Consider the following 26,241-nt stretch of genomic DNA (forward strand, 5'->3'; position numbering starts at 1 on the left):
TGCGTGCCTCTCGCAAAGTGGTGACCAGCAGGTGGAACATGAAATCTCAGCGCGTGAGGAAAATACCGGTGCCGGCTAGGAGGCCGTCGTGAGCAGGTTTACCGACAACATGTATCGCAGCGCACGCGAATCCTCCAAGGGCATGGTCACCGGAGAGCCGCACGAACCGGTCCGGCACACCTGGGCCGAGGTTCACGAGCGCGCGCGCCGCATCGCGGGCGGGCTGGCCGCGGCCGGTGTCGGCCCGGGCGACGCAGTCGGGGTGCTCGCCGGCGCGCCGGTCGAAATCGCCCCCACCGCCCAGGGCGTGTGGATGCGCGCCGCCAGCCTCACCATGCTTCACCAGCCCACCCCGCGCACCGACCTGGCGGTCTGGGCCGAAGACACCATGACTGTCGTCGACATGATCGACGCCAAGGCCGTCATCATCTCCGATCCCTTCATGGCCGCGGCGCCCGTGCTCACCGAGAAGGGCCTGAAGGTCGTGACCGTCGCCGACCTGCTGGCCGCCGAGCCGATCGACCCGGAAGAGGCCGGTGAGGACGACCTGGCGTTGATGCAGCTGACGTCCGGGTCGACCGGGTCGCCCAAGGCCGTGCAGATCACCCACCGCAACATCTACTCCAACGCCGAGGCGATGTTCATCAGCGCCGAGTACGACGTCGACAAAGACGTCATGGTCAGCTGGCTGCCGTGCTTCCACGACATGGGCATGATCGGATTCCTGACCGTGCCGATGTACTTCGGCGCCGAGCTGGTCAAGATCACCCCGATGGACTTCCTGCGCGACACCTTGCTGTGGGCCAAGCTGATCGACAAGTACAAGGGCACCATGACCGCGGCCCCGAACTTCGCCTACGCGCTGTTCGCCAAGCGGCTGCGCAAGCAAGCCACCCCGGGGCAGTTCGACCTGTCCACGCTGCGTTTCGCGCTCTCGGGTGCTGAGCCCGTCGAGCCGGCCGATGTCGAGGACCTGATCGATGCCGGTAAGCCGTTCGGGCTGAACCGGACGGCCATCCTGCCCGCTTACGGCATGGCGGAGACGGTGCTGGCGGTGTCGTTCTCCAAGTGCGGCGCAGGTCTGGTGGTCGACGAGATCGACGCCGATCTGCTGGCCGCGTTGCGCCAGGCGGTGCCCGCGACCAAGGGCAACACCCGCCGACTGGCCTCGCTGGGCCCGCTGCTGGAGGGCATCGAGATCCGGATCGTCGACGAGCACGGCTCCTCGTTGCCGGCGCGCGGGGTCGGTGTGATCCAGCTGCGCGGTGAGCCGGTGACCCCGGGTTATCTGACCATGGCCGGCTTCTTGCCGGCACAGGATGAGCACGGTTGGTACGACACCGGAGACCTGGGCTACCAGATGGAGGACGGCCACGTCGTGGTGTGCGGCCGGGTCAAGGACGTCATCATCATGGCTGGCCGCAACATCTACCCGACCGACATCGAGCGGGCCGCGGGCCGGGTCGAGGGCGTGCGACCGGGCTGTGCCGTGGCGGTGCGCCTGGACGCCGGGCATTCCCGCGAGACGTTCGCCGTCGCGGTGGAGTCCAACGCCTGGCAGGATCCCGCTGAGGTGCGCCGGATCGAGCACCAGGTGGCCCACGAGGTGGTCACCGAGGTCGACATGCGGCCCCGCAATGTGGTGGTGCTGGGACCGGGCAGCATCCCGAAGACCCCGTCGGGCAAGCTGCGCCGGGCCAACTCGGTCGCCCTGGTCACCTAGGTTCTTCCCCGCGAGCGTGCGGGTCCCCGGCGGACACGCCGAGCGGATCACCGTTTTTGCGCACGCTCGCGCCAGAGAGCGAGGCTGGTCAGCCCCAGGCGTGCACGACGTTCTGCGCGGGCTCCAAACCCAATTCGATCAGCAACTCGGTGGCGTCGGCGGCCTGCTCGCAGATCGTCGGCAACTCGTCGCGCTCGCGCGTGCCGAACGCCTGCAGCACGTACGCCGCCGGATCCTGACGCCCGGGCGGCCGGCCGATTCCCAGCCGGACCCGCTGGAAGTCCTTGCTGCCCAACACGGTCGCCAGCGAACGCAGCCCGTTGTGGCCGCCTTCGCCGCCGCCCTGCTTGAGCCGGATCCGGCCGAAATCCAGGTCGAGATCGTCGTGAATGACCACCATGTCACCCGGCGGCACCGAGTAGAACTTGGCCAACGGCCCCACCTGGCGCCCGGTCTCGTTCATGTAGCAGCGCGGACGGGCCAGCACCACCGAGCGACCACTCAGGCGCCCGGTGGCCACATCGGCACCGGATTTCTTGTGCAGCTTGAACGCCGACCCGATCCGCTGGGCGAGCAGGTCGACGACCATGAAGCCCACGTTGTGCCGGGTGCGAGCGTAGTTCGGCCCCGGATTGCCCAGGCCGACCACCAGTATCGGCGGTGACTCGGCCACGCCGTGCTCGGTCTACTCGGCCTCGGCGGCCGCGGCCTCGCCGGACTCCTCGCCGGCTGCCTCGCCCGCCGCCTCGGCCTCGGGCTCCTCTTCGGCCCGCGGCTCGACCACGTTGACCAGCAGCAGATCCGGGTCGGACACCAGCGTCACGCCCTTGGGCAGTTCCAGCCCGCCGGCGGTGAACTGGGTGCCGGCTTCGGCGCCCTCGATCGAGAGGGTCAGCTGCTCCGGAATCGACATCGCGTCGGCCTCGATCTCCACCGCGGTCGCGTCCTGGGTGACCAGGGTGCCGGGGAAGGCTTCGCCCTCGACGAGGATGTTGACCTCGACGACGACCTTCTCGCCGCGGCGCACCACGATCAGGTCCGCGTGCTGAATGGTGCGGCGGATCGGGTGGATGTCCAGGGCCTTGGTCAGTGCCAGTTGCTCGGTGCCCTCGATGTCGAGAGTGAGCACCGCGTTGGTGCCGCCGTTCCGCAGCACGGCCGCGTATTCGCGTGCACGCAGCTCCAGGTGCTGCGGGTCGGTGCCGTGGCCGTAGAGGACCGCGGGGACGTTGCCTTCGCGGCGGGACCGACGAGAGGCGCCCTTGCCGGTCTCGGAACGCACAGCGGCGGTGAGCTTGTTCGGGGTGCTGGACTTGGCCATCGGTACTCCTGTGGTCGGTGCGGCGTGCATGGGGCACGGCCAGATCGCGACAACCACCTAGGAGGTCCTCGCCGATAACGGCGGCCGAAATTGCTGGCCGCCCTCGCCGTGACGCCTGGTCAGGCTAGCGCATCAGCACCTCAGAGCGGAAATTGCACCCCGGTGAGCTGCTCGGAGAGCTCCCACAACCCGGCGGCGGTGGAGCCGCGCTTGGCCAGCAGACTGCGGCCGACCGACCCGGTGCGGCCGAGGAAGGCGAACCGCGGCCCGACAAAGGTGTTGCCGGATAGATCCTGCGATGCCGCATACAGCGTCTGGCGCGCCCCGAAATCGGGGCTGGTGGCCAACAGGCCGTTGCCGAGCGTGCGCATCAGCGCATCGCCGATCCGATTGCCGGTATGGCCTTGCAGGTTGGTGCTCGAATAGCCGGGGTGCGCGGCCAACGCGCGAACCGGCGAACCGGCCGCCACCAACCGACGCTGCAGCTCACTGGTGAACAGCAGGTTGGCCAGCTTGGACTGGCCGTAGGCCAGCCAGGCCGAATACCGCCGGGATTCCCAGTTCAGATCCTTGAGGCTGACATAGCCCATCCGGTGCATGAACGACGACACCGTCACCACCCGGTCGGTGAGCTTGGGCAGCAGCAGGTTGGTCAGCGCGAAGTGGCCCAGATGGTTGGTGCCGAACTGACTCTCGAAACCGTCGACGGTCTTCGCGTACGGCACCGCCATGATGCCGGCGTTGTTGATCAGCACATCGACATCCGACGTCTCGTCGGCGAACCGCCGCACCGAGGACAGGTCCGCCAGGTCCAGGGCGCGGACCGTTACCCCATCTTTAGAGCCGGGCATGCTCGTCGCGGCGGCCTGTCCCTTGGCGGTATCGCGCACGGCCAGCGTGACGCGGGCGCCCGCCCGGGCCAGCTCACGTGCGGTCACGGCGCCCAGTCCGCTGTTGGCGCCGGTGACGATCACGGTGCGTCCGGAGAACGAGGGCAGGTCGCTAGCGGTCCAGGAGGCCATGAATCACACCTTAACGAGAGCGCTCAGCGGCAGTTGTTGGTGTCGATCCAGCGGCCGTTGTAGCCGACGCAGGGGTGGACCGGGGGCGGTGGTGGCGGCGGTGGCGGCATGTCCTCGGGCAGCGGGGCGTAATAGGCCGGCGGTGGCGTGAGGTCGGTGCATCCGCTGACGTGGATGCGGCGGCCCACGCCGACGCACACGTCGGCGGCGGCGGTACCGGCCGGTGTGATGACGACGGTGCCCGGCAACGCGATCAATGCCAGTGCCGCGGCGGCGCGAATCCGGCGTGCCATCACTGGCCCAGCAGGGGGCGGTCGGCCTCGGGCAGTCCACAACGGCTGCGGAAGTCGACGAGGGGCCGGCGAAGACCCAGCAGGTCGGTGTGGGCCTGCGGATTGCCGTCGAAGAAGCTGCGGACGGCCTCGGGCACCTCGTCATCGGGCCGGTCCTGCAGACCGGTGTAGAACTCGTTGACGTCGGGATGCGCGAACAAGTACCCGGAGGTCGACGCGGCAACGCCGGCGGCCACGTTGGCGAGGTCTGCGGCGGTGCAGCCGGGTGGTGCTTCGCCCATCGCGGCCTGCGGTGTCAGCAGACTCGTGGCGATAGCGGCGGCGCCGAGGATGCTGAGGCGCAGTGGTGACCGGGGGGCGGGGGCCATCGCGGAACTCCTTCTCAGGGGGCCTGGCCCGGTGACGTTAGCAGCAGTACTGCCGGTTGTGGGTCACTTCGCGGCGACGGTGAACCCGTTGATGATCGCCTCGACGTCAGCAGCCTCCTTGGGCGCCTGGTCGTTCAGGCTGGTGACCGCCAACTGCACCAGGTAGCGCTGGTCGGCCGGTGCCGAGCCGGTGGCGATCACCATCCGGAACCAGCTGTGCAGGCGTTGACCCTCCATGTCGTGGGTGCCCTGGACCATCGAGGACGGGAAGCCCTGGTAGTCCTCATTGGAGGCGTCCAGCAACCGGAAGTTCTTCGAGAGCTGGGCGTCGACCACACCGTGCTTGATGGCCTCACGCGCATCGAAATCGCCGTCGAGTCTGACCACGCTCAGGATCGCCCGCGGAAGCTTGTCGCCCTTGCCGATGACCAGGGTGGTCGCCGGCAACATCGGGTTCTCTTTTTTCGTCCAGCCCGGCGGCGTCGGGATCGACACTCTCAGATCGGTCAGGGTGTTCGGGGCCACCGCCTGGGCGACCACTCCCTTGTCTTCCAGGAAGCGACCCACCGTCACCGGAGCCTCCGGTGCCTCTGTCGTGGTGGTGGTACTACCGCTGGACCAAATCGATTGGTAGTCAGGAGTTTTGGTACCGCATCCGGTCGCTGTTCCGGCCAGCGTCATGCACGCCAGCGCTGCGACGGCCGCCCAGCGCAGTGAAGTCACAGTATCTCGCGGACCGCGTCAATCGGGCGGGCCAGCCGGGTTCCCTTGCCGGTGACGACGAACGGCCGCTGGATCAGGATGGGATGGGCGACCATCGCGTCGAGCAGTTCGTCGTCGGAGGCGCCGGCCAGGTTCAGCTCGGCGTACACCGCCTCACCGGCGCGCACCGCGTCGCGGACACCGACACCGGCGGCGCGGATCATCTCCGCCAGCTCTGCGCGCGACGGCGGGGTCTTCAGATACTCCACGATCGTCGGCTCGATACCGTTGTCGCGCAGCAGATCCAGTGTCTTGCGTGAGGTGGAGCAGCGCGGGTTGTGGTAGATAGCCGTAGTGCGGGATTCGGCGGGATCGTCGGCGGTCATTCAGGCGTCTCCATCGAAAAGTCCGGTGACCGAGCCGTTTTCGAACACCGCTCGGATCGTGCTGGCCAGCAGCGGGGCGATCGACAGCACGGTCAGCTGGGGGAATTGCTTGTCCTCGGTGATCGGCAAGGTGTTGGTGACGATCACCTCGCAGGCGCCGGAGGCCGCGAGCCGCTCGGCGGCCGGGTCGGACAGCACCCCGTGAGTGGCCGCGATGACGACGTCCTTGGCGCCGTCTTCGCGCAGCAGATTCACCGCCGCGGCGATGGTGCCACCGGTGTCGATCATGTCGTCGATCAGCACGCAGGTCTTGCCCTGCACCTCGCCGACGACGCGGTTGGACTTCACCTGATTGGGCACCAGCGGGTCGCGGGTTTTGTGAATGAAGGCCAGCGGCACCCCGCCCAGGGAGTCCGCCCACTTCTCGGCGATGCGCACCCGCCCGGAGTCCGGCGAGACCACCACGACATCGGAGTTGCCGTAGTTCTCCTTGATGTAGCCGATCAGCAGCGGCTGGGCCCGCATGTGGTCGACCGGGCCGTCGAAGAAGCCCTGGATCTGGTCGGTGTGCAGATCCACCGTGACGATGCGGTCGGCGCCGGCCGTCTTGAGCAGGTCGGCCACCAAGCGGGCCGAGATCGGCTCGCGGCCCCGGTGCTTCTTGTCCTGGCGGGCATAGGGATAGAACGGCAGGATCGCGGTGATCCGTTTGGCGCTGCCCCGCTTGAGCGCGTCGATCATGATCAGCTGTTCCATCAGGTGCTTGTTCAGCGGCGCCGGATGCGACTGCAGCACGAAGGCGTCGCAGCCACGCACCGACTCCTCGAATCGCACGAAGATCTCACCGTTGGCAAAGTCACGGGCCGTCTGCGCGGTGACCGGGACGTCCAGTTCTTTGGCGACCTGCTCGGCCAGCTCCGGGTGCCCGCGACCAGCGAAGAGCATCAGGTTCTTGCGGTTGTCTGTCCACTCGTGGCTCACGTGCTGCCCCCGCCGTTGGAGATCTTGGGAATTGGTCGAGTTAACTCGGGCCTTATGGTACGTAGCCCGGCCCGTGATTTCGCCTCGGGCTGCCTCAACGCGACCAACCTCACGGTGACCGGTCGGGTTGATCTGCGCCGGACCCGCCGGACGCGCCGGTCGCCTGGGCTTTCTCGGCGGCCTCGGCGGCCGGGCTGCCGGGGCGCTTGCGCTGCACCCAGTTCTCGATGTTGCGCTGCGGGCCGCCCGACACCGCCAGCGCACCCGGCGGCACGTCGTCGCGCACCACGGTGCCGGCGCCGGTGTAGGCCCCGTCGCCGATCGTGACCGGCGCGACGAACATGCTGTCCGAACCGGTGCGCACATGCGAGCCGACCGTGGTCCGCCGCTTGGTCTGGCCGTCGTAGTTGACGAACACGCTGGACGCACCGATGTTGGAATGTTCGCCGATGTCGGCGTCACCGACGTAGGTCAGGTGCGGAACCTTGGTGCCGCTGCCGATGGTGGAGTTCTTGGTCTCGACGAACGCCCCCAGCTTGGCGTCGGGGCCCAGCACGGTGCCGGGGCGCAGATAGGCGAACGGTCCGACCGTCGCGCCGGCCCCGATCGACGACGAGGAGGCGTGGCTGCGGATCACCGACGCGCCGTCGCCCACGGTGACGTCGGTCAGGGTGCTGTCCGGCCCGACCGCGCAGTTCCCGCCGATCCGGGTGTGGCCGAGCAGCTGGGTTCCGGGCGCGACGGTGGTGTCGCGCCCGATGGTCACGTCCACGTCGATCCAGGTGGTGGCGGGGTCGAGCACCGTGACACCGGCCCGCTGATGCGCGGCAACCAGTCGGCGGTTGAGTTCGGCTGCCAGCGCGGCCAGCTGCACCCGGTCGTTGACACCCGCCACCAGCGCGGCGTCGTCGACGTGACGGGCGTGCACGGCCTGGCCGTCGCCGCGCACGATGCCGATCACGTCGGTGAGGTACAGCTCGTGCTGGGCGTTGTCCGAACCCAGCCGGCCGAGTGCGGAGCGCAGCGGCGCGATGTCGAAGGCGTACACGCCGGCGTTGACCTCGCGGATCTCGGCCTGCGATTCGGTGGCGTCGGCCTGCTCGACGATCGCCGTGATCTCACCGTCCTGGGTGTGCAGGATGCGGCCGTAGCCGGAGGGGTCGGCCATCGTGGTGGTCAGCACGGTGACCGCGGCCGGGGCGCTGCGGTGGGTGTCGACCAGCGCCTGCAGTGTGACGGTGTCCAGCAGTGGAATGTCGCCGGAGGTGACGACGACGGTGCCGGCGAAGTCCTCCGGCAATGCCGACAGGCCGCACAGCACCGCGTGCCCGGTGCCGAGCTGCTGATCCTGTAGGGCGATGTCGATGGGGCAGTCCAGGGCCTGCGCCAGCTCGGCGACCGGGCCGGCGATGTGTTCGTGGGCGTGGCCCAGCACCACCACCAGGTGGCGGGGGCCGATCCCGGCGGCCGAGCGCAGGCAGTGCGACAGCATGCTGCGCCCGCCGAGGGTGTGCAGCACCTTGGGGGTGTCGGAGACCATCCGGGTGCCGGCCCCGGCCGCCAGGACGATCACGGCGGCATCTTGGCGCGATTTGGGGGTATCACCCGCTTGCGGGGGAGCGTGTTTGTACGTCGACACGCCGTCTAGCCTGTCATTCTGCGCACGCTCGCGGCAAAGGGTGGGCCAAATCCGTGCCCGCTGAGCTCCGTCGCCAGGACTCGAACCTGAACTATCTGAACCAAAATCAGAGGTGCTGCCGATTACACCACGACGGATGGAGTGCAAGGAGACTCTACCGAACTGGATATCCTGGGAATCGTGGCTGCTCTGGACAGGGACGGTAGGCCCCCGCGGGCCCGGATGACGGGTAGCGAGCGCCGTCATCAACTCATCGAGGTCGCCCGGTCGCTGTTCGCCGAGCGCGGCTACGAGGGCACTTCCATCGAGGAGATCGCGCTGCGGGCCAACGTGTCCAAACCGGTGGTCTACGAGCATTTCGGCGGCAAGGAGGGGCTGTACGCGGTGGTGGTCGACCGGGAGATGTCGGCGTTGCTGGACGGCATCACCACGTCGCTGACCAAGTCGACCGACAACCAGTCCCGGCTGCGGGTCGAACGGGTCGCCTTGGCGCTGCTGACTTACGTCGACGAGCACACCGACGGTTTCCGGATCCTGATCCGCGACTCCCCGGCATCGATCAGTGCCGGCACCTATTCGACCCTGCTCAACGACGCGGTCGGCCAGGTGTCGTCGATCCTGGCCGGCGACTTCTCCCGGCGCGGGCTGGATCCGGAGACTGCGCCGCTGTACGCCCAGGCGTTGGTCGGTTCGGTGTCGATGACGGCCCAGTGGTGGCTGGATGTGCGTGAACCCAAGAAGGAAGTGGTCGCCGCCCACCTGGTCAACCTCTGCTGGAACGGGCTGACCCACCTCGAGGCCGATCCGACCCTGTACGACGAATAAGGCATGCACCGCAACGCAAATCGGCGCCCTGGAGCCACACCGCTTAGAATTGCCCGCATCATGACCGCACCGGGGCACCAGACTGTCCAGACCCCGACTGCGGGGCTCGTAGACCTGGCGTTGACCGCGCCGACCTTCACCGAACTCATCGAGCGTGCCGGTGACCGGCCCGCTGAGCTCCAGCTCGTCGGCCCGGCCGCCGCTCGGCCGTTCGTCGCCGCCGCGCTGGCCCGCGACACTGCGCTGCTGGTGGTCACCGCCACCGGCCACGAGGCCGACGATCTGACCTCCGAACTGCGCGGCGTCTACGGCGACACCGTGGCGCTGTTCCCGTCCTGGGAGACGTTGCCGCACGAGCGACTCTCACCCGGGGTGGACACCGTCGGAGCCCGGATGCTGCTGCTGCGCCGGCTGGCGCGGCCCGACGACGCGCGCCTGGGGCCGCCGTTGCGAGTGGTGGTGACCACCGCCCGTTCACTGCTGCAGCCGATGACCCCGCAACTCGACGCGATCGAGCCGGTCATCCTGGCCGTCGGCGACGAGACGCCCTTCGAGGCGGTGATCGCCCGGCTGGTCGAGCTGGCTTACACCCGGGTGGACCTGGTCGGCAAACGCGGCGAGTTCGCGGTGCGAGGCGGCATTCTCGATGTCTTCCCGCCGACCGCCGAACATCCGGTGCGCGTCGAGTTCTGGGGCGACGAGATCACCGAGATACGGCCGTTCTCGGTGGCCGACCAGCGTTCCATCCCCGAGATCGAGGCGGGCGCGGTGGTGGCGGTGTCCTGCCGGGAGCTGCTGCTCACCGACGACGTCCGCGAGCGTGCCGCTGAACTGTTGGAACAGGGCTGCACCGACTCGCCCACCGACAACACCATCACCGGCGGTGTCGGCGACATGCTCGCCAAGCTCGCCGAGGGCATCCCGGTCGACGGCATGGAGGCGCTGGGCCCGGTGCTGCGGCCCGGCCCGCAGGCACTGCTGACCGACCAACTCGGCGCCGGCACGCCGGTGCTGGTCTGCGATCCGGAGAAGGTCCGCGCCCGGGGCGCCGACCTGATCAAGACCGGCCGCGAATTCCTGGAGGCGTCCTGGTCGGTCGCGGCGATCGGCGGGGATGCGCCGATCGACATCGAGCAACTGGGCGGGTCGGGGTTCCGTGAGCTCGCAGAAGTGCGGGCGCACGCGCTCGATACCGGCCATCCGTGGTGGACGCTGAGCCAGTTGTCCGACGAGTCGGCGATCCAACTCGAGGTGCGTCCGTCGCCGTCGGCGCGCGGCCGGCAGCGCGATATCGACGAGGTCTTCGCGATGCTGCGGGCGCACACCGCGACCGGCGGCGCGGCGGCGATCGTGGCTCCCGGCGTCGGCACGGCAAGGCGGCTGGTGGAGCAACTGGCCGAATCCGACACCGCGGCAATGATGTTGGAGACCGGTGCGGCGCCGAAACCCGGCGTGGTCGGGGTACTTGCCGGCCCGCTGCACGACGGCATTGTGATACCGGGCGATCCGGCCAACCTGGTGATCGTCACCGAGGCCGACCTGACCGGCAACCGGGTCGCCGGACCGGAGGGCAAGCGGCTGGCGGCCAAGCGCCGCAACGCCGTCGACCCACTGGCGCTGACCGCCGGCGATCTGGTGGTGCACGACCAGCACGGCATCGGGAAGTTCGTGGAGATGACGGAGCGCACCGTGGGCGGGGCGCGGCGCGAATACCTGGTGCTGGAATACGCCTCGGGCAAACGGGGTGTGAACGGCACCGACAAGCTCTACGTGCCGATGGACTCCCTGGATCAGCTGTCCCGCTACGTCGGGGGGCAGGCACCGGCGCTGAGCAGGCTCGGTGGCAGCGACTGGAGCCAGACCAAGACCAAGGCCCGCAAGGCGGTGCGGGAGATCGCCGACGAACTCGTCGCGCTCTACGCCAAGCGCCAGGCCGCGCCCGGGCACGCGTTCGCCCCGGACACCCCGTGGCAGGCCGAGATGGAGGACGCGTTCGGGTTCACCGAGACCGTCGACCAGCTCACCGCGATCGGCGACGTCAAGGCCGATATGGAAAAGCCGGTCCCGATGGACCGGGTGATCTGCGGCGACGTCGGTTACGGCAAGACCGAGATCGCGGTGCGGGCGGCGTTCAAAGCCGTCCAGGACGGCAAGCAGGTCGCGGTGCTGGTGCCCACCACGCTGCTGGCCGATCAGCACCTGCAGACGTTCAGCGCCCGGATGGCCGGGTTCCCGGTCACCGTCAAGGGCCTGTCCCGGTTCACCGACACAACCGAGTCCAAGCTGGTGATCGACGGACTGGCCGACGGGTCCGTCGACGTCGTGATCGGCACCCACCGGCTGCTGCAGACCGGCGTGGCATGGAAGGACCTCGGCCTGGTGGTGGTCGACGAGGAACAACGGTTCGGCGTCGAGCACAAGGAGCACATCAAAGCGCTGCGCACCCACGTCGACGTGCTCACCATGAGCGCCACCCCGATCCCGCGCACCCTGGAGATGAGTCTGGCCGGGATCCGGGAGATGTCGACGATCCTGACCCCGCCGGAGGAACGCTATCCGGTGTTGACCTATGTCGGCGGCCATGACGACAAGCAGGTGGCGGCCGCGTTGCGCCGAGAACTGTTGCGCGACGGCCAGATCTTCTACGTGCACAACCGGGTCAGCTCCATCGACGCGGCCGCCGCCCGGGTGCGCGCGCTGGTGCCCGAGGCCCGGGTCGTGGTCGCGCACGGCCAGATGCCCGAAGAGCTGCTGGAGACCACCGTGCAGGGTTTCTGGAACCGGGAGTACGACATCTTGGTGTGCACCACGATCATCGAGACGGGCCTGGACATCTCCAACGCCAACACCCTGATCGTCGAACGCGCCGACACCTTCGGGCTCTCCCAGCTGCACCAGTTGCGGGGCCGGGTCGGCCGCAGCCGGGAACGCGGCTACGCCTACTTCCTCTACCCGCGGGATACGCCGCTGACCGAGACCGCCCACGATCGGCTGGCCACCATCGCCCAGAACAACGAACTCGGCGCCGGCATGGCGGTGGCGATGAAAGACCTGGAGATCCGGGGCGCCGGCAACGTGCTGGGGGCCGAGCAGTCCGGGCACGTCGCCGGGGTGGGTTTCGACCTGTATGTGCGGCTGGTCGGCGAGGCCGTCGAGGCCTACCGGGCGGCATTCAACGGCGAGACCGTCACCAGCGAGGAGACCAAGGACGTCCGCATCGACCTGCCGGTCGACGCCCATCTGCCGCCGGAGTACATCAACTCGGACCGGCTGCGGCTGGAGGCTTACCGCCGGCTGGCCGCCGCACCCGACGATGCCGCGATCAACGCGGTCATCGACGAGCTGATCGACCGTTACGGGCCGCTGCCCGAGCCGGCCGGCCGGCTGGTGGCGGTGGCCCGGTTGCGGTTGTTGTGCCGTGAAGTCGGCGTCACCGAGATCAGCGTGGCCTCGGCGACGACGTTGCGGCTGTCCCCGATGACACTGGCCGACTCCGCCCAGTTGCGGCTCAAGCGGCTGCACCCGTCGGCCGGGTACCGCGCCACGACCGCCACTGTGCAGGTACCGATACCTCGTTCTGGCGGGGCCGGCGCGCCTGTCGGCGCGCCGCGCATCCGCGACGTCGAGCTCGTCCAGATGGTCGCGGACCTGATCTCGGCGTTGAACGGCAAACCGCAGGGCCATGTCGATGTGGCCGGGTCGGCGCCGGCCGCTGCGGACAACGCCACGCCGGCCGGTCGACGATGACCGTCGTCCTGGTCGACCCCCGCCGGCCCTCGCTGGTGCCGGTGGAAGCGCTGGCGCTGCTGGCCGGCGACGTCGTCTACACCGAGGAACTGCCGATCGCGGTGCCGTGGTCGCTGCCCGCCGCTCAATCGGTGCTGTCCTGTGCCGGGGATGCCAAGGATGCGGTGCTGCTGTCCTCGGACCGTGGTCATCCCGCCGTCGTGGCCCGCCTGGCGGCCGGCGAGACGCTGATCGCCGCACCGGATGCGCCGGCGGGGGAGCGGCTGATCGATGCGGTCGCGATCATGGACCGGTTGCGCACCGCCGGCCCGTGGGAGAGCGAACAGACCCATGATTCGCTGCGCCGGTTCCTGCTGGAGGAGACCTACGAGTTGTTCGACGCGGTCCGCAGCGGGGATGCCGACGAGTTGTGCGAGGAACTCGGGGATGTGTTGCTGCAGGTGCTGTTCCACGCCCGCATCGCCGAGGACGCGCCGCAGCACTCGTTCGGCATCGACGATGTCGCCGACGCGCTGCTGCGCAAGCTGGGCAATCGGGTGCCGGCGGTGCTTGCCGGCGAGGAGATCTCGCTGGCGGACCAGGTAGCGCAGTGGGAAGAGCGCAAAGCGCTGGAGAAGAGTTCCAGGAACTCGATCATGGACGACCTGTCGACCGCTCAGCCGGCATTGGCGTTGGCGCAGAAGGTACTTCAGCGCGTCACGCGTGCCGGCCTGCCCGAGGATCTGATCCCAGACGCGGTCACCACGGTCAACATCACTGCCGATATTGATGCCGAAAACGACTTACGCACAGCTGTTTTGGAATTCATGGACACCGTGCGTACCGTCGAGAAGACGATCATCGGCGAAGTCGGCGAACAGGAGTGGCGCGCCTACTGGCCGCGTTAGCAGCGTCCTCAGCTCGGGTCTCGGCCCCAGCCGCCCGGCAGCATCGGCATCCGCGGCTCGGTGTCGAGCCCGTCGCCGGCGAGCACGGTGATCCCCGCCGCCCGGCGGCGCACATCGGTTGCCGTGCCGGCGAAGCCCAGCGCGCCGGCACCGGAGTCCGAGGCGCCCGTTGCGCTCGGTGGCCGGCCCCAGTCCGGGGTCACCCCGATGTTCATGTCCATGTACTCGTCGCCGAACCCGTGCTGTTGAGCGCGCTGGCGCCGACGGCGCTTCTGGGCGTGCTGTAGCGCCGCCGCTTCGCCGGGGGTCCCTTGGCTCTCGGTGGCCTCCTCCTCGGCGCCGCGGGATCGGCGGGCGCCGCCGGCCTGCCTGGCTGACGACGAGGCGCTGCTCACCAGATACAGACACGAAGTCGGTCCGAAGCCGACCCCCGGCCCACCGCCGGCCGCTCCGCCGCCGGCTGGCATCCCGCCGCTCGCGGCACTGGGCGCAGTGCTGCCGGCCGACGAGATCGGATCCGCGCACGCGCACACCTCCGAGCCGACCGGCACGACGGTGCCCACGGAGACCGGGGCGGCGGCGGCGCCCGTTACCGGCAGCACCGGAGCCGGATCGAGCACCGGGTTCGCACCAGCGGCGCCGATCGCGCCCAGCGCACCGAGCCCGGCGGCAGCGGCGAGGGCGGGTACCGCCGCCATGACGATCGGGATCGCCAGCTGCACCGCAATCTGTCCTATCGGCCACAACAGCATCAGCGTGTGGAAGGTGGTCCATCCCAGGGCCGCGGCCAGAACCGGGGACATCCCCGGGATCTGCGCCAGCATCTGGCCCACCGCGCTGGCAAACGGAAACGCCTCGATCGGATATCCGTTGACACCCAATTGCCCCCACAGCCACTTGGCGATCGGGTCCGCAAAGCCCATGTTGAACTGCGTGAGCCAGTCGGCGACTTGTTGATCCCAGCCCGGACTGGCGGCGGCCTCACCTGCCGGGGCCACGATCGGCGGCGCGGGTGCCGCGACCGGGACCGACGCCAGCGCCGACCCGGCGACCCCCTGATAGACCGTCATCATCTCCGCGGCCTGAATCCACATCCGGACGTAGTCGGCTTCGTTCAGCGCGATCGGGATGGTGTTGACCCCGAAGAAGTTCGTTGCGATCAGTGTGGCGTGGACCGCGTGGTTGGCGGCCAGTTCGGCCATCGTGGGCATCCCGGCCAGCGCGGCGGTGTAGGCCGCGGCCGCCGTCTGGTGCAGCGCGGCCGCCGCGGTGCTCTTGGCGGCGCTGTCGGTCAGCCAGCTCAGATAGGGCCCGTGTGCGGCCGCGTACTGCTGGGCGCTGGGCCCCTGCCAGGCGCCGGTCTGCACTCCGGCGAGCACCGCGTCGAGTTCGGCGGCCACCTCGGCGTACTCGGCGCTCATCACCGACCAGGCCGACGCGGCTTCCAGCAGTGGACCGGGTCCGGGTCCGGCGCTCAACAGCGTTGAGTGCACCTCCGGCGGCGACGCCAGCCAGACCGGTGCGGTCATCAAACGCACCTCCTTCGGGGATCTCCGGCGAACTCGCGATCTTGCTCGGTCAACCAGTGGTCGCCTGATCGACCGGTTTGGTTCCCGCACGACGAACCTTTGTTTCCCAGCGCCGAATGAGCGACGATGTCGGCATGCGGTGCGAGGTGGTGCGCGAAACCCTGTCGGCGCTGCTCGACGGCGAGCAGCAGGAGCTGCCCGCGCAGCAGGTCGACGCGCATCTGGCATCCTGCCGCAGCTGCCGGCGCTGGCTGGTCGGCGCCGCCGCGCAGGCCCGCAGGCTGACCGTGATCGACAACGGCACCGATGCCACAGGCGGCCCTGACCTGGCCGCACAGATCCTGGCGGCCGCCGGGGTGACATCGGTCACCGGCGAGGTCATCTCCGGCAACCGCTGGTCGCGCTGGGGTTACCGGCGGCTGGCGCTGATCGCGGTCGGGGTGTTCCAGGTGGCTATGGCGCTGGCGCAGATCGTCGGGGTGGACTTCGGCATGGTGTCGGCGCACGGTCACGGGGCCGCCACCGGTGCACATTTGCTGCACGAATCCACCGCATGGCTCTTGGCGCTCGGCGGGGCGATGATCGCCGCCGGCGTCTGGCCGGGCGTGGCAGCGGGTGTCGCCGCGATCGCCGGGGTGTATGCGCTGGCGCTGACCGGATACGTGGCCATCGACGCCTACCACGGCCAGGTGACTGCCGCGCGGATCGCCAGTCATCTTCCCGTCCTGGCCGGCCTGCTTTTCGCTTTGCTGGTGATGCGCGAGCGGACTGGTGGTGCCGGCTCGCGGGCGGCTGCCCCAGCTGCCGACGGTGCCCTACCGCCCGCGGAGGACGGCCGTCCGGGGCAGCGTCGGCGTCGCCGCCATCTGCGGTCCGTCAACCGTTCGAACGGCCCTACGACCATGCGTCGTAGGAGCGGTAGGACGTCGGGTCTAGGGTGGGTGTTCATGGCGGGAGCTGACCGGGGCGCTGGCGACGCTGACGATGCGGTCACCGCGCTTGCCCTTGCTGCCGCTGACGGAGACGCCCGGGCTTTGGAGGCGTTCATCAAGGCCACCCAGCACGATGTCTGGCGGTTCGTGGCCTACCTGTTCGACGGTGTCAGCGCCGACGACCTGACTCAGGAGACCTTCCTGCGGGCGATCGGCGCGATCCCGCGGTTCTCCGGGCGTTCCAGCGCCAGGACCTGGTTACTGGCCATCGCGCGCCGGGTGGTCGCCGATCACATTCGCTACCTGCGGTCGCGTCCACGCACCGCCCCCGGTGCCGACCCCGAGCTGTTGCTCAACCGCGAACGCCCCAGCCGTGGCTTCGAGGACGTTGTCGAAGTGACCACCCTGATCGCAGGCCTCTCCACCGAGCAGCGCGAGGCACTGCTGCTGACTCAGCTGTTCGGCCTGTCCTATCGCGACGCCGCCGCGGTGTGCGGCTGCCCGGTGGGCACCATCCGCTCGCGGGTCGCCCGCGCCCGTGACGCGCTGCTCGCCGATCCGGAACGCGACGAGCTGACCGGTTAGCCGGCGGTTCAGCCGAATCCGCCCTGGCAGGACGAATTTTTCCGGAATTGTTCCTGTGTCGGGGCCCGGTGAAGGCAGTCAATGACGCCGCGGTCATGGAACGATGGACACGAACAGGGCTTCGAGGTTGGGGAGAAGGGTGTCGGCGCTTCGTTGGCTGCGGACCACCGCCGTCGTGGCTGCGACGGCCGTGCTGCTGGCTTCCAGTTGCAGTTGGCAGCTCGGTAACCCCATCCCGCAGGGCGTGCCGCCACCGCCCGGGGACCCGGTGCCGGCGGTGAACACCGAGCTGGTGGCCGGCCGTCCGGCCGACCAGCTGTACCACTGGGCCGCTGAGCGGGCCGCGGTGCTCGACGTCCCGGTCACCGCGCTGGAGGCCTACGCGTATGCCGCGCGGGTCGCGGAGGTGGAGAACCCCAATTGCCACCTGGGCTGGACCACGCTGGCCGCGATCGGCCAGATCGAGAGTCATCACGGCCGTTACAACCACGCCACGGTGGCCCGCAACGGCGACGTGCGGCCCAAGATCCGGGGCGTGCGGCTCGACGGGTCCGGCGGCACGCTGCACATCGTCGAGAACATGCAGCCGGACCTGGCCGACGATGACGGCGTGGTCCGCGCGATGGGCCCGATGCAGTTCATTCCAGAGACCTGGCGGCTCTACGGCGTCGACGCCAATAACGACGGCATCGTCAGTCCGGACAACATCGACGACGCCGCGCTGTCCGCGGCGGGCTACCTGTGCTGGCGCGGCAAGGATCTGGCCACCGCCAAGGGCTGGATGACGGCGCTGATGGCCTACAACGATTCGGAGATCTACGCTCGCGCGGTCCGGGACTGGGCCGCCGCGTACGCGGCGGGCCGCCCGCTGTGACATGTCTGCTACCGAGCACGGTTAGGCTCCCCATTAGCCAACAGGCCGGACCATGCCAATCAGGGCCGGCAAAACCCAGCTCAAGGAGAAGTCAGTGCCCATCATCCAGCAGGTAGGCGCCCGCGAGATCCTCGATTCCCGCGGCAACCCCACGGTCGAGGTCGAGGTCGCGCTGGAGGACGGGACGTTCGCCCGGGCAGCGGTGCCCTCGGGAGCCTCCACCGGTGAGCACGAGGCCGTCGAGCTTCGTGACGGCGGCACCCGGTACGGCGGCAAGGGTGTGCAGAAGGCGGTCAACGCGGTACTGGACCAGATCGCACCCGCCGTCATCGGGATCAGCGCCGACGACCAGCGACTGGTGGACCAGGCGCTGGTGGACCTCGACGGCACCCCGGACAAGTCCAGGCTGGGCGCCAACGCCATGCTCGGGGTGTCGCTGGCGGTGGCCAAGGCCGCCGCGGACTCCGCGGCGCTGCCGCTGTACCGCTACCTCGGTGGTCCCAACGCCCACATCCTGCCGGTGCCGATGATGAACATCGTCAACGGTGGCGCGCACGCCGACACCGGTGTCGACGTCCAGGAGTTCATGGTCGCCCCGATCGGTGCCCCCAGCTTCGCCGAGGCACTGCGCTGGGGCGCCGAGGTCTACCACTCCTTGAAGGCGGTACTCAAGAAGCAGGGGCTGTCCACCGGGTTGGGTGACGAGGGCGGTTTCGCTCCCGACGTCGCCGGAACCACCGCGGCACTGGACCTGATCAGCTCGGCGATCGAGTCCACCGGCCTCAAGCTGGGCACCGATGTGGCGCTGGCACTCGACGTCGCGGCCACCGAGTTCTACACGGACGGCACCGGGTACGCGTTCGAGAAGCAGACCCGTACCGCCGCCCAGCTGACCGAGTTCTACGCCAAGCTGCTCGACTCCTATCCGCTGGTCTCCATCGAAGACCCGCTGTCCGAGGACGATTGGGACGGCTGGGTGGCGCTGACCAACGAGATCGGGGACCGGGTGCAGATCGTCGGCGACGACCTGTTCGTCACCAACCCCGAACGCCTCGAGGAAGGCATCGAGCGGGGCGCGGCGAACGCGCTGCTGGTCAAGGTCAACCAGATCGGCACGCTGACCGAAACCCTGGACGCCGTCACGCTGGCACACCACAGCGGCTACCGCACCATGATGAGCCACCGCAGCGGCGAGACCGAGGACACCACCATCGCCGACCTCGCGGTGGCCGTGAGCAGTGGCCAGATCAAGACCGGTGCGCCGGCCCGCAGTGAGCGGGTGGCCAAGTACAACCAGCTGCTGCGCATCGAGGAGGAACTCGGCGACGCGGCCCGCTACGCGGGTGAGCTGGCGTTCCCCCGCTACGCGCCGGAGAGCAAATAGCCCGTCGGGGCGGCTGTCATGTCCGATCCGAAACGGCCCGAAAAGCGGCGCGCTGCGACGTCGCGGCCGGGCCGGGCCGGTGAGACGGGACGTGCGCGCCCACGCCACTCACCGGTGGCTCGCCGTGGGCCGGGCACCTCGCGCACCCCACCGGAGTCACCGGCCCAGCCCGTCAAACAGTCCGTCTCGGCGGCCGCGGACCAGCGCTTGGAGCTGCGGGTCGGTTTCACCGCGCGACGTGCGGTCATCCTGGCCGCGGTGATGTGCGTGCTCACGTTGACCCTCGCCGGACCGGTCCGCACCTTCTTCGCCCAGCACGCGGAGATGAAGCAGCAGTCCCAGCTGGAAGCGACCCTGCGCGGCCAAATCGCCGACCTGCAGCAGCAGAAGACCAACATGGACGATCCGGCGCACATCCGGGCCCAGGCCAGAGAGCGGCTCGGCTTCGTCATGCCCGGCGAGATTCCCTATCAGGTCCAACTGCCCGCCCCGGTGGAGGTGCCGGGAGAGCCGGGCGCCGAACCGGGCGTGATCGGGCCCAGCGGTGATCCCTGGTACACCTCGCTGTGGCACACCATCGCCGACGCTCCGCATCCGCCGCCCGCCCCGGAGCTGCCCCCGGGCCCTCCCGGTCTTCCCGCCCCGCCCGTCCCCCCCGTCCCGGTTGTACCCGGTGGTTGACCCCGCCGACCTGGAGGCGGTGGGCCGGCAACTGGGCCGAGAGCCGCGCGGCGTCCTGGAGATCTCCTACCGGTGTCCCAACGGCGAGCCCGCCGTGGTGAAGACGGCGCCGAAACTGCCTGACGGAACACCGTTTCCGACCCTCTACTACCTGACCCACCCGGCGCTGACCGCCGCGGCGAGCCGGCTGGAGTCCTCGGGTCTGATGGCCGACATGACCGACCGGTTGCACCATGACCCCGAACTTGCCGCCCGCTACCGGGCCGCCCATGACTCCTTTCTCGCCGAACGGGATGCGATCGAACCGCTGGGGACCACGTTCTCCGGCGGCGGAATGCCCGATCGGGTGAAATGCCTGCATGTGGTGATCGCGCACGCGCTGGCCAAGGGGCGCGGGGTCAACCCGTTCGGCGACGAGGCCTTGGCGATCCTGGCCGCCGAGCCGGCGATGGCCGCAATCCTGGTACCGGAGGAGTGGACGTGAATCGTGTCGCCGGAATCGACTGCGGCACCAACTCGATTCGGCTGCTGATCGCCGACGTCGTCGAGGGTCGCCTGCGCGATGTGCACCGCGAGATGCGGGTGGTGCGGCTGGGCGAAGGCGTAGACGCCACCGGCCAGTTCAGCCCTGATGCGCTGGAAGGCACCCGGGCGGCCCTCGCCGATTACGCCGGATTGTTGGTTGCACACGGTGTTTCGCGGGTGCGGATGGTGGCGACCTCGGCAACCCGTGATGCGGCGAACCGGGACGTGTTCTTCGCGATGACGGCGCAGGTGTTGGGCGCCGCCGTTCCCGGAGCAGTCGCCGAGGTGATCACCGGTCACGAGGAGGCGGAACTGTCCTTCCGTGGCGCGGTGGGCGAATTGTCCACTGCCGACGGGCCGTTCGTGGTCGTCGACCTGGGCGGCGGTTCCACCGAAGTGGTGCTGGGAGACTCGGCCGCCGGGGTGTCGGCCAGCTACTCGGCCGACATCGGCTGTGTCCGATTGACCGAACGCTGCCTGCATTCCGACCCGCCGACCGCCGACGAGGTCAGTGCCGCCCGCAATGTCGCCGGCGAGCTGATCGGGCAAGCGCTGCAAGCGGTTCCGGTTCAGCACGCCAAGACCTGCGTGGGGGTGGCGGGCACCATGACGACACTGTCGGCGCTGGCTCACGGCCTGACCGAATACGACCCGGGAGTCATTCACCTGTCCCGGGTCGGCCTGCCGGAACTGCTGGCGGTCTGCGATCAGTTGATCGGGATGACCCGGGAGCAACGGGCCGCGCTGGGGCCGATGCACCCGGGTCGCGTCGACGTGATCGGCGGCGGGGCGATAGTGGTGCAGGAACTCGCCCACGCCTTAGCCGACCGCGCCGGCATCCACGAGCTGGTGGTCAGCGAGCACGACATCCTGGACGGAATCGCGCTCTCGATCACCGACGCTTAGCAGATCACTTCTTCCAGACGACCTTGTCGTGGCCGCCGGCGTCCCGGTAGACGACGCTGTCCGGCGTGGTGCCGCTCTTGACGTCGAAGTAGATCCGCCCGCTGGTCTCGCTGCCTTGGGCGATCGGCCCGTTGGGCAGCCCGTCGACCTCATTGCCCTTCATCACCGCGAACGTCGAACTGTTGACGGCGCGCGCGTTGAAGTCAGCGATATTCGGGGTGGGAGAACCACTTACCGCCTCGGCAGTCACGTCGGAGTACCAGACTCCGTCGTTGTGACCGCTGGGTTGCAGGTTTTGGACGGTGTAGTCGATGGCCCCGCCTTGGCTTTGAATCTCCTGCGTTTGGCCGAACCCGACGACTGTGGGGTCCGCAGAAGCCGGCGCCACGGTCAGCATTCCTGCCGTCGCGAGGCCGGCCGCTGTCACCGCCGTCTTCTTGGCGATCTGGGAGAACATCACGGCAAAACTCCTTCCGTTAGGTCTGAAAGGAGATATCCGCGTGGGCGGATTTCAAACCTCGAAGCGGTAACCCATGCCCGCTTCGGTCAGCAGATGCTTGGGGTTCGACGGATCGTCTTCGAGTTTGCGCCGCAATTGCGCCAGATAGACCCGCAGATACTGGGTCTCCTTCGCGTAGGCCGGACCCCACACCTGGGTGAGCAGCTCATCGCGGCCGACCAGCTTGCCCCGGTTACGCACCAACATCTCCAACATGCCCCACTCGGTGGGGGTCAGGTGCACCTCGCAGGAGTTCTTGGTGACCTTCTTGGCGGCCAGGTCAACGGTGAACGAAGCGGTTTCGACTATCGGCTGGTCGATCTCGGCGGTGGCGGTGTTACGCCGGGCGGCGGCCCGCAGCCGAGCCAGGAACTCGTCCATCCCGAACGGTTTGGTCACGTAATCGTCGGCCCCGGCGTCGAGTGCCTCGACCTTGTCGGCGGAGTCGGTACGGGCGGACAGCACGATCACCGGCACCGTCAACCAGCCGCGCAGCCCGGCCAGCACCTCGATGCCGGAGATGTCTGGCAGCCCCAGGTCGAGGATCACCACGTCCGGGCGCTGTTCGGCGGCGGCCCGCAGCGCCCCGGCGCCGGTCGCCGCGGTGACGACCTCGTAGCCGCGCACCGACAGGTTGATCTTCAGCGCGCGCAGAATCTGCGGTTCGTCATCGACGACCAGGACACGTGTGCTCATCAGGTTTCTCCTGCCGGTGCCGCCAGGTCCACCACCATGGTCAACCCGCCCCCCGGTGTCTCCGTCGCCGAGACGGTGCCCCCCATCGCCTCCACGAAACCCCGCGCCACCGACAGTCCCAGGCCCACCCCGCTGGTGTTGTCCCGGTCGCCGAGTCGCTGAAACGGATCGAACGCGTGCAGTTCGCCACCGCGCGGCAGCCCGCGGCCCTCGTCGGCGACATTGATCAGCACCCGTTCGCCGATCTGGCTCGCCGTCACCCGGACCACGCTGTCCGAGGCGTAGCGCAGCGCGTTGTCGATCACGTTGGCCAGCACGCGTTCCAGCAGGCCGGCATCGGCCATCGCCACCGTCGGACCCACCTCGACCTTCACCTGGTCTAGGCCGCCACGACCGAAAGTGTTGCTGCGCTTGCCGATACCGATCAGGGCGCGCTGCACCACCTCCTCCAGATACACCTTGGTCAGCGCGGGCCGGATCACCCCGGCGGCAAGTCGGGAGGAATCGAGCAGATTGCCCACCAGGTCGGTGAGCTGATCGATCGACTCTTCGACGGTGGCCAGCAGTTCCGCGGTGTCGTCGGGTGAGAAGGCGACGTCGTCGGCGCGCAGGCTCGACACTGCCGCTTTGGCCGCCGCCAAGGGGGTGCGCAGGTCATGGCTGACCGCCGACAGCAGGGATCGGCGTAGTTCGTCGGTCCGCATCACCGCATCGGCCCGGTCGGCCTCGGCGGTCAACTCCTCCTGGCGGACCAGTCCGGCCGCCTGACGTGCCACCACCGACAGCACCCGTCGGTCGCGGGAGGCCAACTGTCGGCCGACCATCAACATCCAGAACTCGTCGTCGCCGACGTCGATCGAGGTGTCCGCGAGATCCACCGAGGTGCAGGGCTGCTCACCGACCGAGGCGACCACCTCGGGCTTCGCAGATCCGGCCGGGACGCGGACCAGGCTCACGGCTCGCTGTGCGTACGTCTCCCGGACCCGATCCAGCAGCGTGTCCAGGTCCGCTCCGCGCAGCACCGACCCGGCGAACAGCGTCATCAGCTCGGCTTCGCGCGAGGCGCGGCCGGCTTCCCGGGTCCGCTTGGCCGCGCCGTCGACCAGCGCCGCCACCGCGACGGCCACCAGCAGCAGCACGACTTCGGTCACCGCGGCGTCGGTTTCGGCAATGGTGAAGTCGCGGCGCGGCGCGAGCAGAAAATAGTTCAGCAATACCCCGGACAGCAACGCCGAGAGCACCGCCGGAGCGATACCGCCGAGCAGGGCCACCAGTAGCACCCCGACGACGAACAGCGCACTCTGGCCGGTGTCGAGGTAGTGGTCCAGCAGCCCCACCACGATCGCGCAGATTGCGATCGGGACGGCGATTGCGGCCAGCCAGGACACCGCCCGTCGTTCCGGAGGCGAGATCGACAGTGTCCGGAAATTGGGCTTGGCGTCTTCGTCGGTGACGATGTGGACATCGATGTCGCCGGATTGCTGGACCACCGCAGCGCCGACGCCCTCGTCGAGGATGCGTGCCCAGCGGGAACGCCGCGAACTGCCGATCACCAGTTGGGTGGCGTTGACGTCCCGGGCGAAGTCCAACAGCGCGGCCGGCACGTCATCGCCGATCACGGTATGCAGGGAGGCGCCCAGACTGATCGCCAGCTGGCGGAGCTTGCCCACCCACGGGGCCGGCGCACCGGAGAGGCCGTCGCCGCCCAGGACATGCAGCACCAGCAGTTCGCCACCGGCCTTCGACGCGATCCGGGAGGCTCGGCGCACCAGGGTCTCGGACTCCGGGCCACCGGTCACCGCGGCGACGATGCGTTCCCGTGCCTCCCACGTCTCGGTGATCTTCTTGTCGGCGCGGTACTTCGTCAGCGCCGCGTCGACCTGTCCGGCCAGCCACAGCAGCGCCAATTCCCGTAGGGCGGTGAGCGTCTCGCCGCGGAAGTAATTGGCCAGCGCCGCATCGACCTTCTCGGGCGGATAGACGTTGCCATGGGAGAGCCTGCGGCGCAACGCCTCCGGCGCGACGTCGATGAGTTCGATCTGAGCCGCCTGACGCACGACTGCATCGGGGACGGTGTCGTGTTGGATGGTTCCGGTGATTTTGGCGACGACGTCGCTGAGACTTGCCAGTTGCTGCACGTTGACAGTGGAGATCACCGTGATGCCGGCGTCGAGCAACTCCTCGATGTCCTGCCAGCGCTTCGGATTAGGGCTGCCGGCCGGATTCGTGTGCGCCAGATCATCGACCACGACCACCTGCGGGCGTCGTTCGAGCACCGCGGTGACGTCGAGTTCGCCGCCGAGGGTACCGACAGTCTCTATACCCTGGAGCAGCTCCGCCGTCTTGCTACGGCCGTGAGTCTCGACGGCGGCGGCGACCACATCGGTGCCGCGCTCGGCCCGGCGGTGGGCTTCGCCGAGCATCGCATAGGTCTTGCCGACCCCTGGCGAGGCACCGAGGTAGATGCGGAGTTCGCCTCGTGGCTCTCCAGGCTGCCTCACGACGCTCACCAGACCATCATCCCGGCAACCGCGGCCATCAGCCAGCAGCGACGGGCCGCGCCATCACGGTTGGTTTGAATCCGTAGCGCGGATCGCTGAAACCGCGGCCGCTGCGCGCTGCGGCCGCCCCGGCGGTACCCATTCCGGCGGGAACCGCCGCCATCGATTGGCCTTCCTCGACCGCACCGGGGATCCATTCGGAGGTGATCAGTGGTGCCGCACCGGCCTCCGGGGGCAGTGCCCCCGGCCAGGTCGACGGCACGGACAGCCCACCGACCGGGGCCGCCTGGGCCATGCCGGCCAGCACCGGCGCCGACCCGGCTGCTGCAGCACCGGAGACGGCCGGGCCACCCGGGCCATCGACCGAATCCACCAGCATCGCGCCACTGGCACCATTGACGCCGGGTGAGGCGATGGCGATGGCGCTGGCGATGCCGGCGAACAGATGCCAAGACCCGGCGGTCACGCCGTAGGTGCTGTAGGTCTGAATGGCGTTCCAGATCCCGATGTTCTGCGTGGAATTGATGAAATTCGACAGGAAATCACCGGCCTGCGCCGGGCCTGCCGCTGCGCTCAGCGGCGCGGCGAGGGTTTGCACAGTGTTGGGCAGCCCGGAAACCAGCTGCGACAACCCGCTCTGTGTGCTGCCGGCCGCCGCCTGGCCGACCGCGGCCGCCTGACCCGCCGTACCGAGCGGGTTGCTGACCGGGGTGGGTGACGACAGTGGCTGCAAGGTTCCGGCGGTCGCCGAGGAGGCCGCATAGCCGTACATGGCGATGGCGTCCTGTGCCCACATTTCGGCGTAATGGGCTTCGGTGGCGGCGATCGCCGGAGTGTTGATGCCCAGGAAGTTCGAGGCGACCAGGGCGGTCAGTTGCGCCCGGTTGGCGGCGATCACCGGAGGCGGCACCATCATCGCGAACGCCGCTTCGAAGGCGGCGGCCGACGCGGTTGCCTGCGCGGCCGCTTGCTCGGCGGCGGCCGCAGTGGTGTTGAGCCAGTTGATGTATGGCGTCACGGCGGCGGCCATCGACGCCGAGGCCGGTCCCTGCCACTCCTCACCGGTCAGCGCCGCGATCGCCGACTGGTAGGACGTCGCGGTCGTCGTAAGCTCCGCGCCGAGGCCGTTCCACGTCGCCGCTGCCGCCATCATCGGTGCCGCTCCGGCACCGGCGTACATCCGGCCGGAGTTGATCTCCGGGGGTAAAGCGCCAAAGTCCATGTTCGTCAATTTC

General features: G+C 69.0%; 24 protein-coding genes, 1 tRNA gene and 1 pseudogene. 11 read left to right on the forward strand and 15 right to left on the reverse strand.

Features of this window, described 5'->3' with window-relative positions:
• Positions 1–88: 88 nt before the first annotated feature.
• Positions 89–1,723 (forward strand): fatty acyl-AMP ligase, encoded by a 1,635-nt coding sequence (locus ACZYY4_RS14810; protein ID WP_463810751.1) that lies wholly within the window; start codon positions 89–91, stop codon positions 1,721–1,723.
• Positions 1,724–1,811: 88 nt separating this feature from the next.
• On the opposite strand, the gene pth is transcribed toward ACZYY4_RS14810, so the two are convergent.
• From pth to ACZYY4_RS14860, 10 genes are all read right to left on the reverse strand, one after another.
• Positions 1,812–2,396 carry an aminoacyl-tRNA hydrolase gene (gene pth, locus ACZYY4_RS14815; RefSeq protein WP_463810752.1) on the reverse strand — a complete coding sequence of 195 codons (585 nt, stop codon included), beginning with the start codon at positions 2,394–2,396 and terminating at the stop codon, positions 1,812–1,814.
• A gap of 12 nt (positions 2,397–2,408) precedes the next feature.
• A complete protein-coding gene (locus ACZYY4_RS14820) occupies positions 2,409–3,044 on the reverse strand; it encodes a 50S ribosomal protein L25/general stress protein Ctc (protein ID WP_463810753.1) in 636 nt (211 codons plus the stop codon).
• 140 nt (positions 3,045–3,184) lie between these two features.
• Positions 3,185–4,066, reverse strand: a complete 882-nt coding sequence (locus tag ACZYY4_RS14825) for an oxidoreductase (RefSeq protein ID WP_463810754.1) — start codon at positions 4,064–4,066, stop codon at positions 3,185–3,187.
• 23 nt (positions 4,067–4,089) lie between these two features.
• Positions 4,090–4,359, reverse strand: a complete 270-nt coding sequence (locus ACZYY4_RS14830; protein ID WP_463810755.1) for a hypothetical protein — start codon at positions 4,357–4,359, stop codon at positions 4,090–4,092.
• Positions 4,359–4,727: a heme-binding protein gene (locus ACZYY4_RS14835; RefSeq protein WP_463810756.1), complete on the reverse strand. Its 369-nt coding sequence runs from the start codon at positions 4,725–4,727 to the stop codon at positions 4,359–4,361. The genes ACZYY4_RS14830 and ACZYY4_RS14835 overlap by 1 nt, the downstream gene beginning before the upstream one ends.
• A 63-nt stretch (positions 4,728–4,790) precedes the next feature.
• Positions 4,791–5,408: an LpqN/LpqT family lipoprotein gene (locus ACZYY4_RS14840; RefSeq protein WP_463810844.1), complete on the reverse strand. Its 618-nt coding sequence runs from the start codon at positions 5,406–5,408 to the stop codon at positions 4,791–4,793.
• A gap of 38 nt (positions 5,409–5,446) precedes the next feature.
• Positions 5,447–5,815 carry an arsenate reductase (glutaredoxin) gene (arsC, locus tag ACZYY4_RS14845; RefSeq protein ID WP_463810757.1) on the reverse strand — a complete coding sequence of 123 codons (369 nt, stop codon included), beginning with the start codon at positions 5,813–5,815 and terminating at the stop codon, positions 5,447–5,449.
• Positions 5,816–6,796, reverse strand: coding sequence for a ribose-phosphate diphosphokinase (locus ACZYY4_RS14850; protein WP_463810758.1), 981 nt, complete (start codon positions 6,794–6,796; stop codon positions 5,816–5,818). It lies immediately after the preceding gene.
• A 109-nt stretch (positions 6,797–6,905) separates the two neighbouring features.
• Positions 6,906–8,435, reverse strand: coding sequence for a bifunctional UDP-N-acetylglucosamine diphosphorylase/glucosamine-1-phosphate N-acetyltransferase GlmU (glmU, locus tag ACZYY4_RS14855; protein WP_463810759.1), 1,530 nt, complete (start codon positions 8,433–8,435; stop codon positions 6,906–6,908).
• 65 nt (positions 8,436–8,500) lie between these two features.
• Positions 8,501–8,572, reverse strand: a tRNA-Gln gene (locus ACZYY4_RS14860).
• Between the two features lie 85 nt (positions 8,573–8,657).
• On the opposite strand from ACZYY4_RS14860, the gene ACZYY4_RS14865 reads away from it, so the two are divergent.
• Genes ACZYY4_RS14865 through ACZYY4_RS14875 form a run of 3 tightly spaced genes read left to right on the forward strand, consistent with a single transcriptional unit; the run spans position 8,658 to position 13,894 of the window.
• Complete coding sequence (locus ACZYY4_RS14865) at positions 8,658–9,260, forward strand: TetR/AcrR family transcriptional regulator (RefSeq protein ID WP_463810845.1); 603 nt, start codon at positions 8,658–8,660, stop codon at positions 9,258–9,260.
• 60 nt (positions 9,261–9,320) lie between these two features.
• On the forward strand, positions 9,321–13,007 hold the full coding sequence (gene mfd, locus ACZYY4_RS14870; RefSeq protein WP_463810760.1) for a transcription-repair coupling factor: 3,687 nt from the start codon (positions 9,321–9,323) through the stop codon (positions 13,005–13,007).
• Complete coding sequence (locus ACZYY4_RS14875) at positions 13,004–13,894, forward strand: nucleoside triphosphate pyrophosphohydrolase (protein ID WP_463810761.1); 891 nt, start codon at positions 13,004–13,006, stop codon at positions 13,892–13,894. The genes mfd and ACZYY4_RS14875 overlap by 4 nt, the downstream gene beginning before the upstream one ends.
• Positions 13,895–13,902: 8 nt before the next feature.
• On the opposite strand, the gene ACZYY4_RS14880 is transcribed toward ACZYY4_RS14875, so the two are convergent.
• Positions 13,903–15,423 carry a PPE domain-containing protein gene (locus ACZYY4_RS14880; protein ID WP_463810762.1) on the reverse strand — a complete coding sequence of 507 codons (1,521 nt, stop codon included), beginning with the start codon at positions 15,421–15,423 and terminating at the stop codon, positions 13,903–13,905.
• Positions 15,424–15,557: 134 nt separating this feature from the next.
• Between ACZYY4_RS14880 and ACZYY4_RS14885 the strand changes: the two are divergent.
• From ACZYY4_RS14885 to ACZYY4_RS14915, 7 genes and pseudogenes are all read left to right on the forward strand, one after another.
• A pseudogene (locus ACZYY4_RS14885) lies at positions 15,558–16,193 on the forward strand (DUF2275 domain-containing protein); the annotation flags it as partial.
• A 177-nt stretch (positions 16,194–16,370) separates the two neighbouring features.
• The gene (sigC, locus tag ACZYY4_RS14890) at positions 16,371–16,940 is read left to right on the forward strand and encodes an RNA polymerase sigma factor SigC (protein WP_463810846.1); all 570 of its coding nucleotides are present in this window, start codon (positions 16,371–16,373) and stop codon (positions 16,938–16,940) included.
• Between the two features lie 139 nt (positions 16,941–17,079).
• Positions 17,080–17,814 carry a lytic transglycosylase domain-containing protein gene (locus ACZYY4_RS14895; protein WP_463810763.1) on the forward strand — a complete coding sequence of 245 codons (735 nt, stop codon included), beginning with the start codon at positions 17,080–17,082 and terminating at the stop codon, positions 17,812–17,814.
• Positions 17,815–17,908: 94 nt separating this feature from the next.
• Positions 17,909–19,198: a phosphopyruvate hydratase gene (gene eno / locus ACZYY4_RS14900; protein WP_463810764.1), complete on the forward strand. Its 1,290-nt coding sequence runs from the start codon at positions 17,909–17,911 to the stop codon at positions 19,196–19,198.
• Between the two features lie 18 nt (positions 19,199–19,216).
• On the forward strand, positions 19,217–19,879 hold the full coding sequence (locus ACZYY4_RS14905; RefSeq protein WP_463810765.1) for an FtsB family cell division protein: 663 nt from the start codon (positions 19,217–19,219) through the stop codon (positions 19,877–19,879).
• Complete coding sequence (locus tag ACZYY4_RS14910) at positions 19,872–20,363, forward strand: DUF501 domain-containing protein (RefSeq protein WP_463810766.1); 492 nt, start codon at positions 19,872–19,874, stop codon at positions 20,361–20,363. Before ACZYY4_RS14905 ends, ACZYY4_RS14910 begins: the two co-directional genes overlap by 8 nt.
• The gene (locus tag ACZYY4_RS14915) at positions 20,360–21,310 is read left to right on the forward strand and encodes a Ppx/GppA phosphatase family protein (protein WP_463810767.1); all 951 of its coding nucleotides are present in this window, start codon (positions 20,360–20,362) and stop codon (positions 21,308–21,310) included. Before ACZYY4_RS14910 ends, ACZYY4_RS14915 begins: the two co-directional genes overlap by 4 nt.
• 4 nt (positions 21,311–21,314) lie before the next feature.
• Here the strand turns inward: ACZYY4_RS14915 and ACZYY4_RS14920 are convergent, their stop codons facing one another.
• From ACZYY4_RS14920 to ACZYY4_RS14935, 4 genes are read right to left on the reverse strand one after another with little or no spacing between them, the layout of a single operon-like run.
• Positions 21,315–21,770, reverse strand: a complete 456-nt coding sequence (locus tag ACZYY4_RS14920) for a DUF1942 domain-containing protein (RefSeq protein ID WP_463810768.1) — start codon at positions 21,768–21,770, stop codon at positions 21,315–21,317.
• A gap of 51 nt (positions 21,771–21,821) precedes the next feature.
• The gene (locus tag ACZYY4_RS14925) at positions 21,822–22,505 is read right to left on the reverse strand and encodes a response regulator (RefSeq protein ID WP_463810769.1); all 684 of its coding nucleotides are present in this window, start codon (positions 22,503–22,505) and stop codon (positions 21,822–21,824) included.
• Positions 22,505–25,006, reverse strand: coding sequence for a sensor histidine kinase (locus tag ACZYY4_RS14930; protein ID WP_463810770.1), 2,502 nt, complete (start codon positions 25,004–25,006; stop codon positions 22,505–22,507). Before ACZYY4_RS14930 ends, ACZYY4_RS14925 begins: the two co-directional genes overlap by 1 nt.
• A gap of 37 nt (positions 25,007–25,043) precedes the next feature.
• The gene (locus ACZYY4_RS14935) at positions 25,044–26,228 is read right to left on the reverse strand and encodes a PPE family protein, SVP subgroup (protein WP_463810771.1); all 1,185 of its coding nucleotides are present in this window, start codon (positions 26,226–26,228) and stop codon (positions 25,044–25,046) included.
• Positions 26,229–26,241: the final 13 nt, after the last annotated feature.

The sequence above is a fragment of the Mycobacterium sp. IDUB_21 genome, from assembly GCF_055419425.1.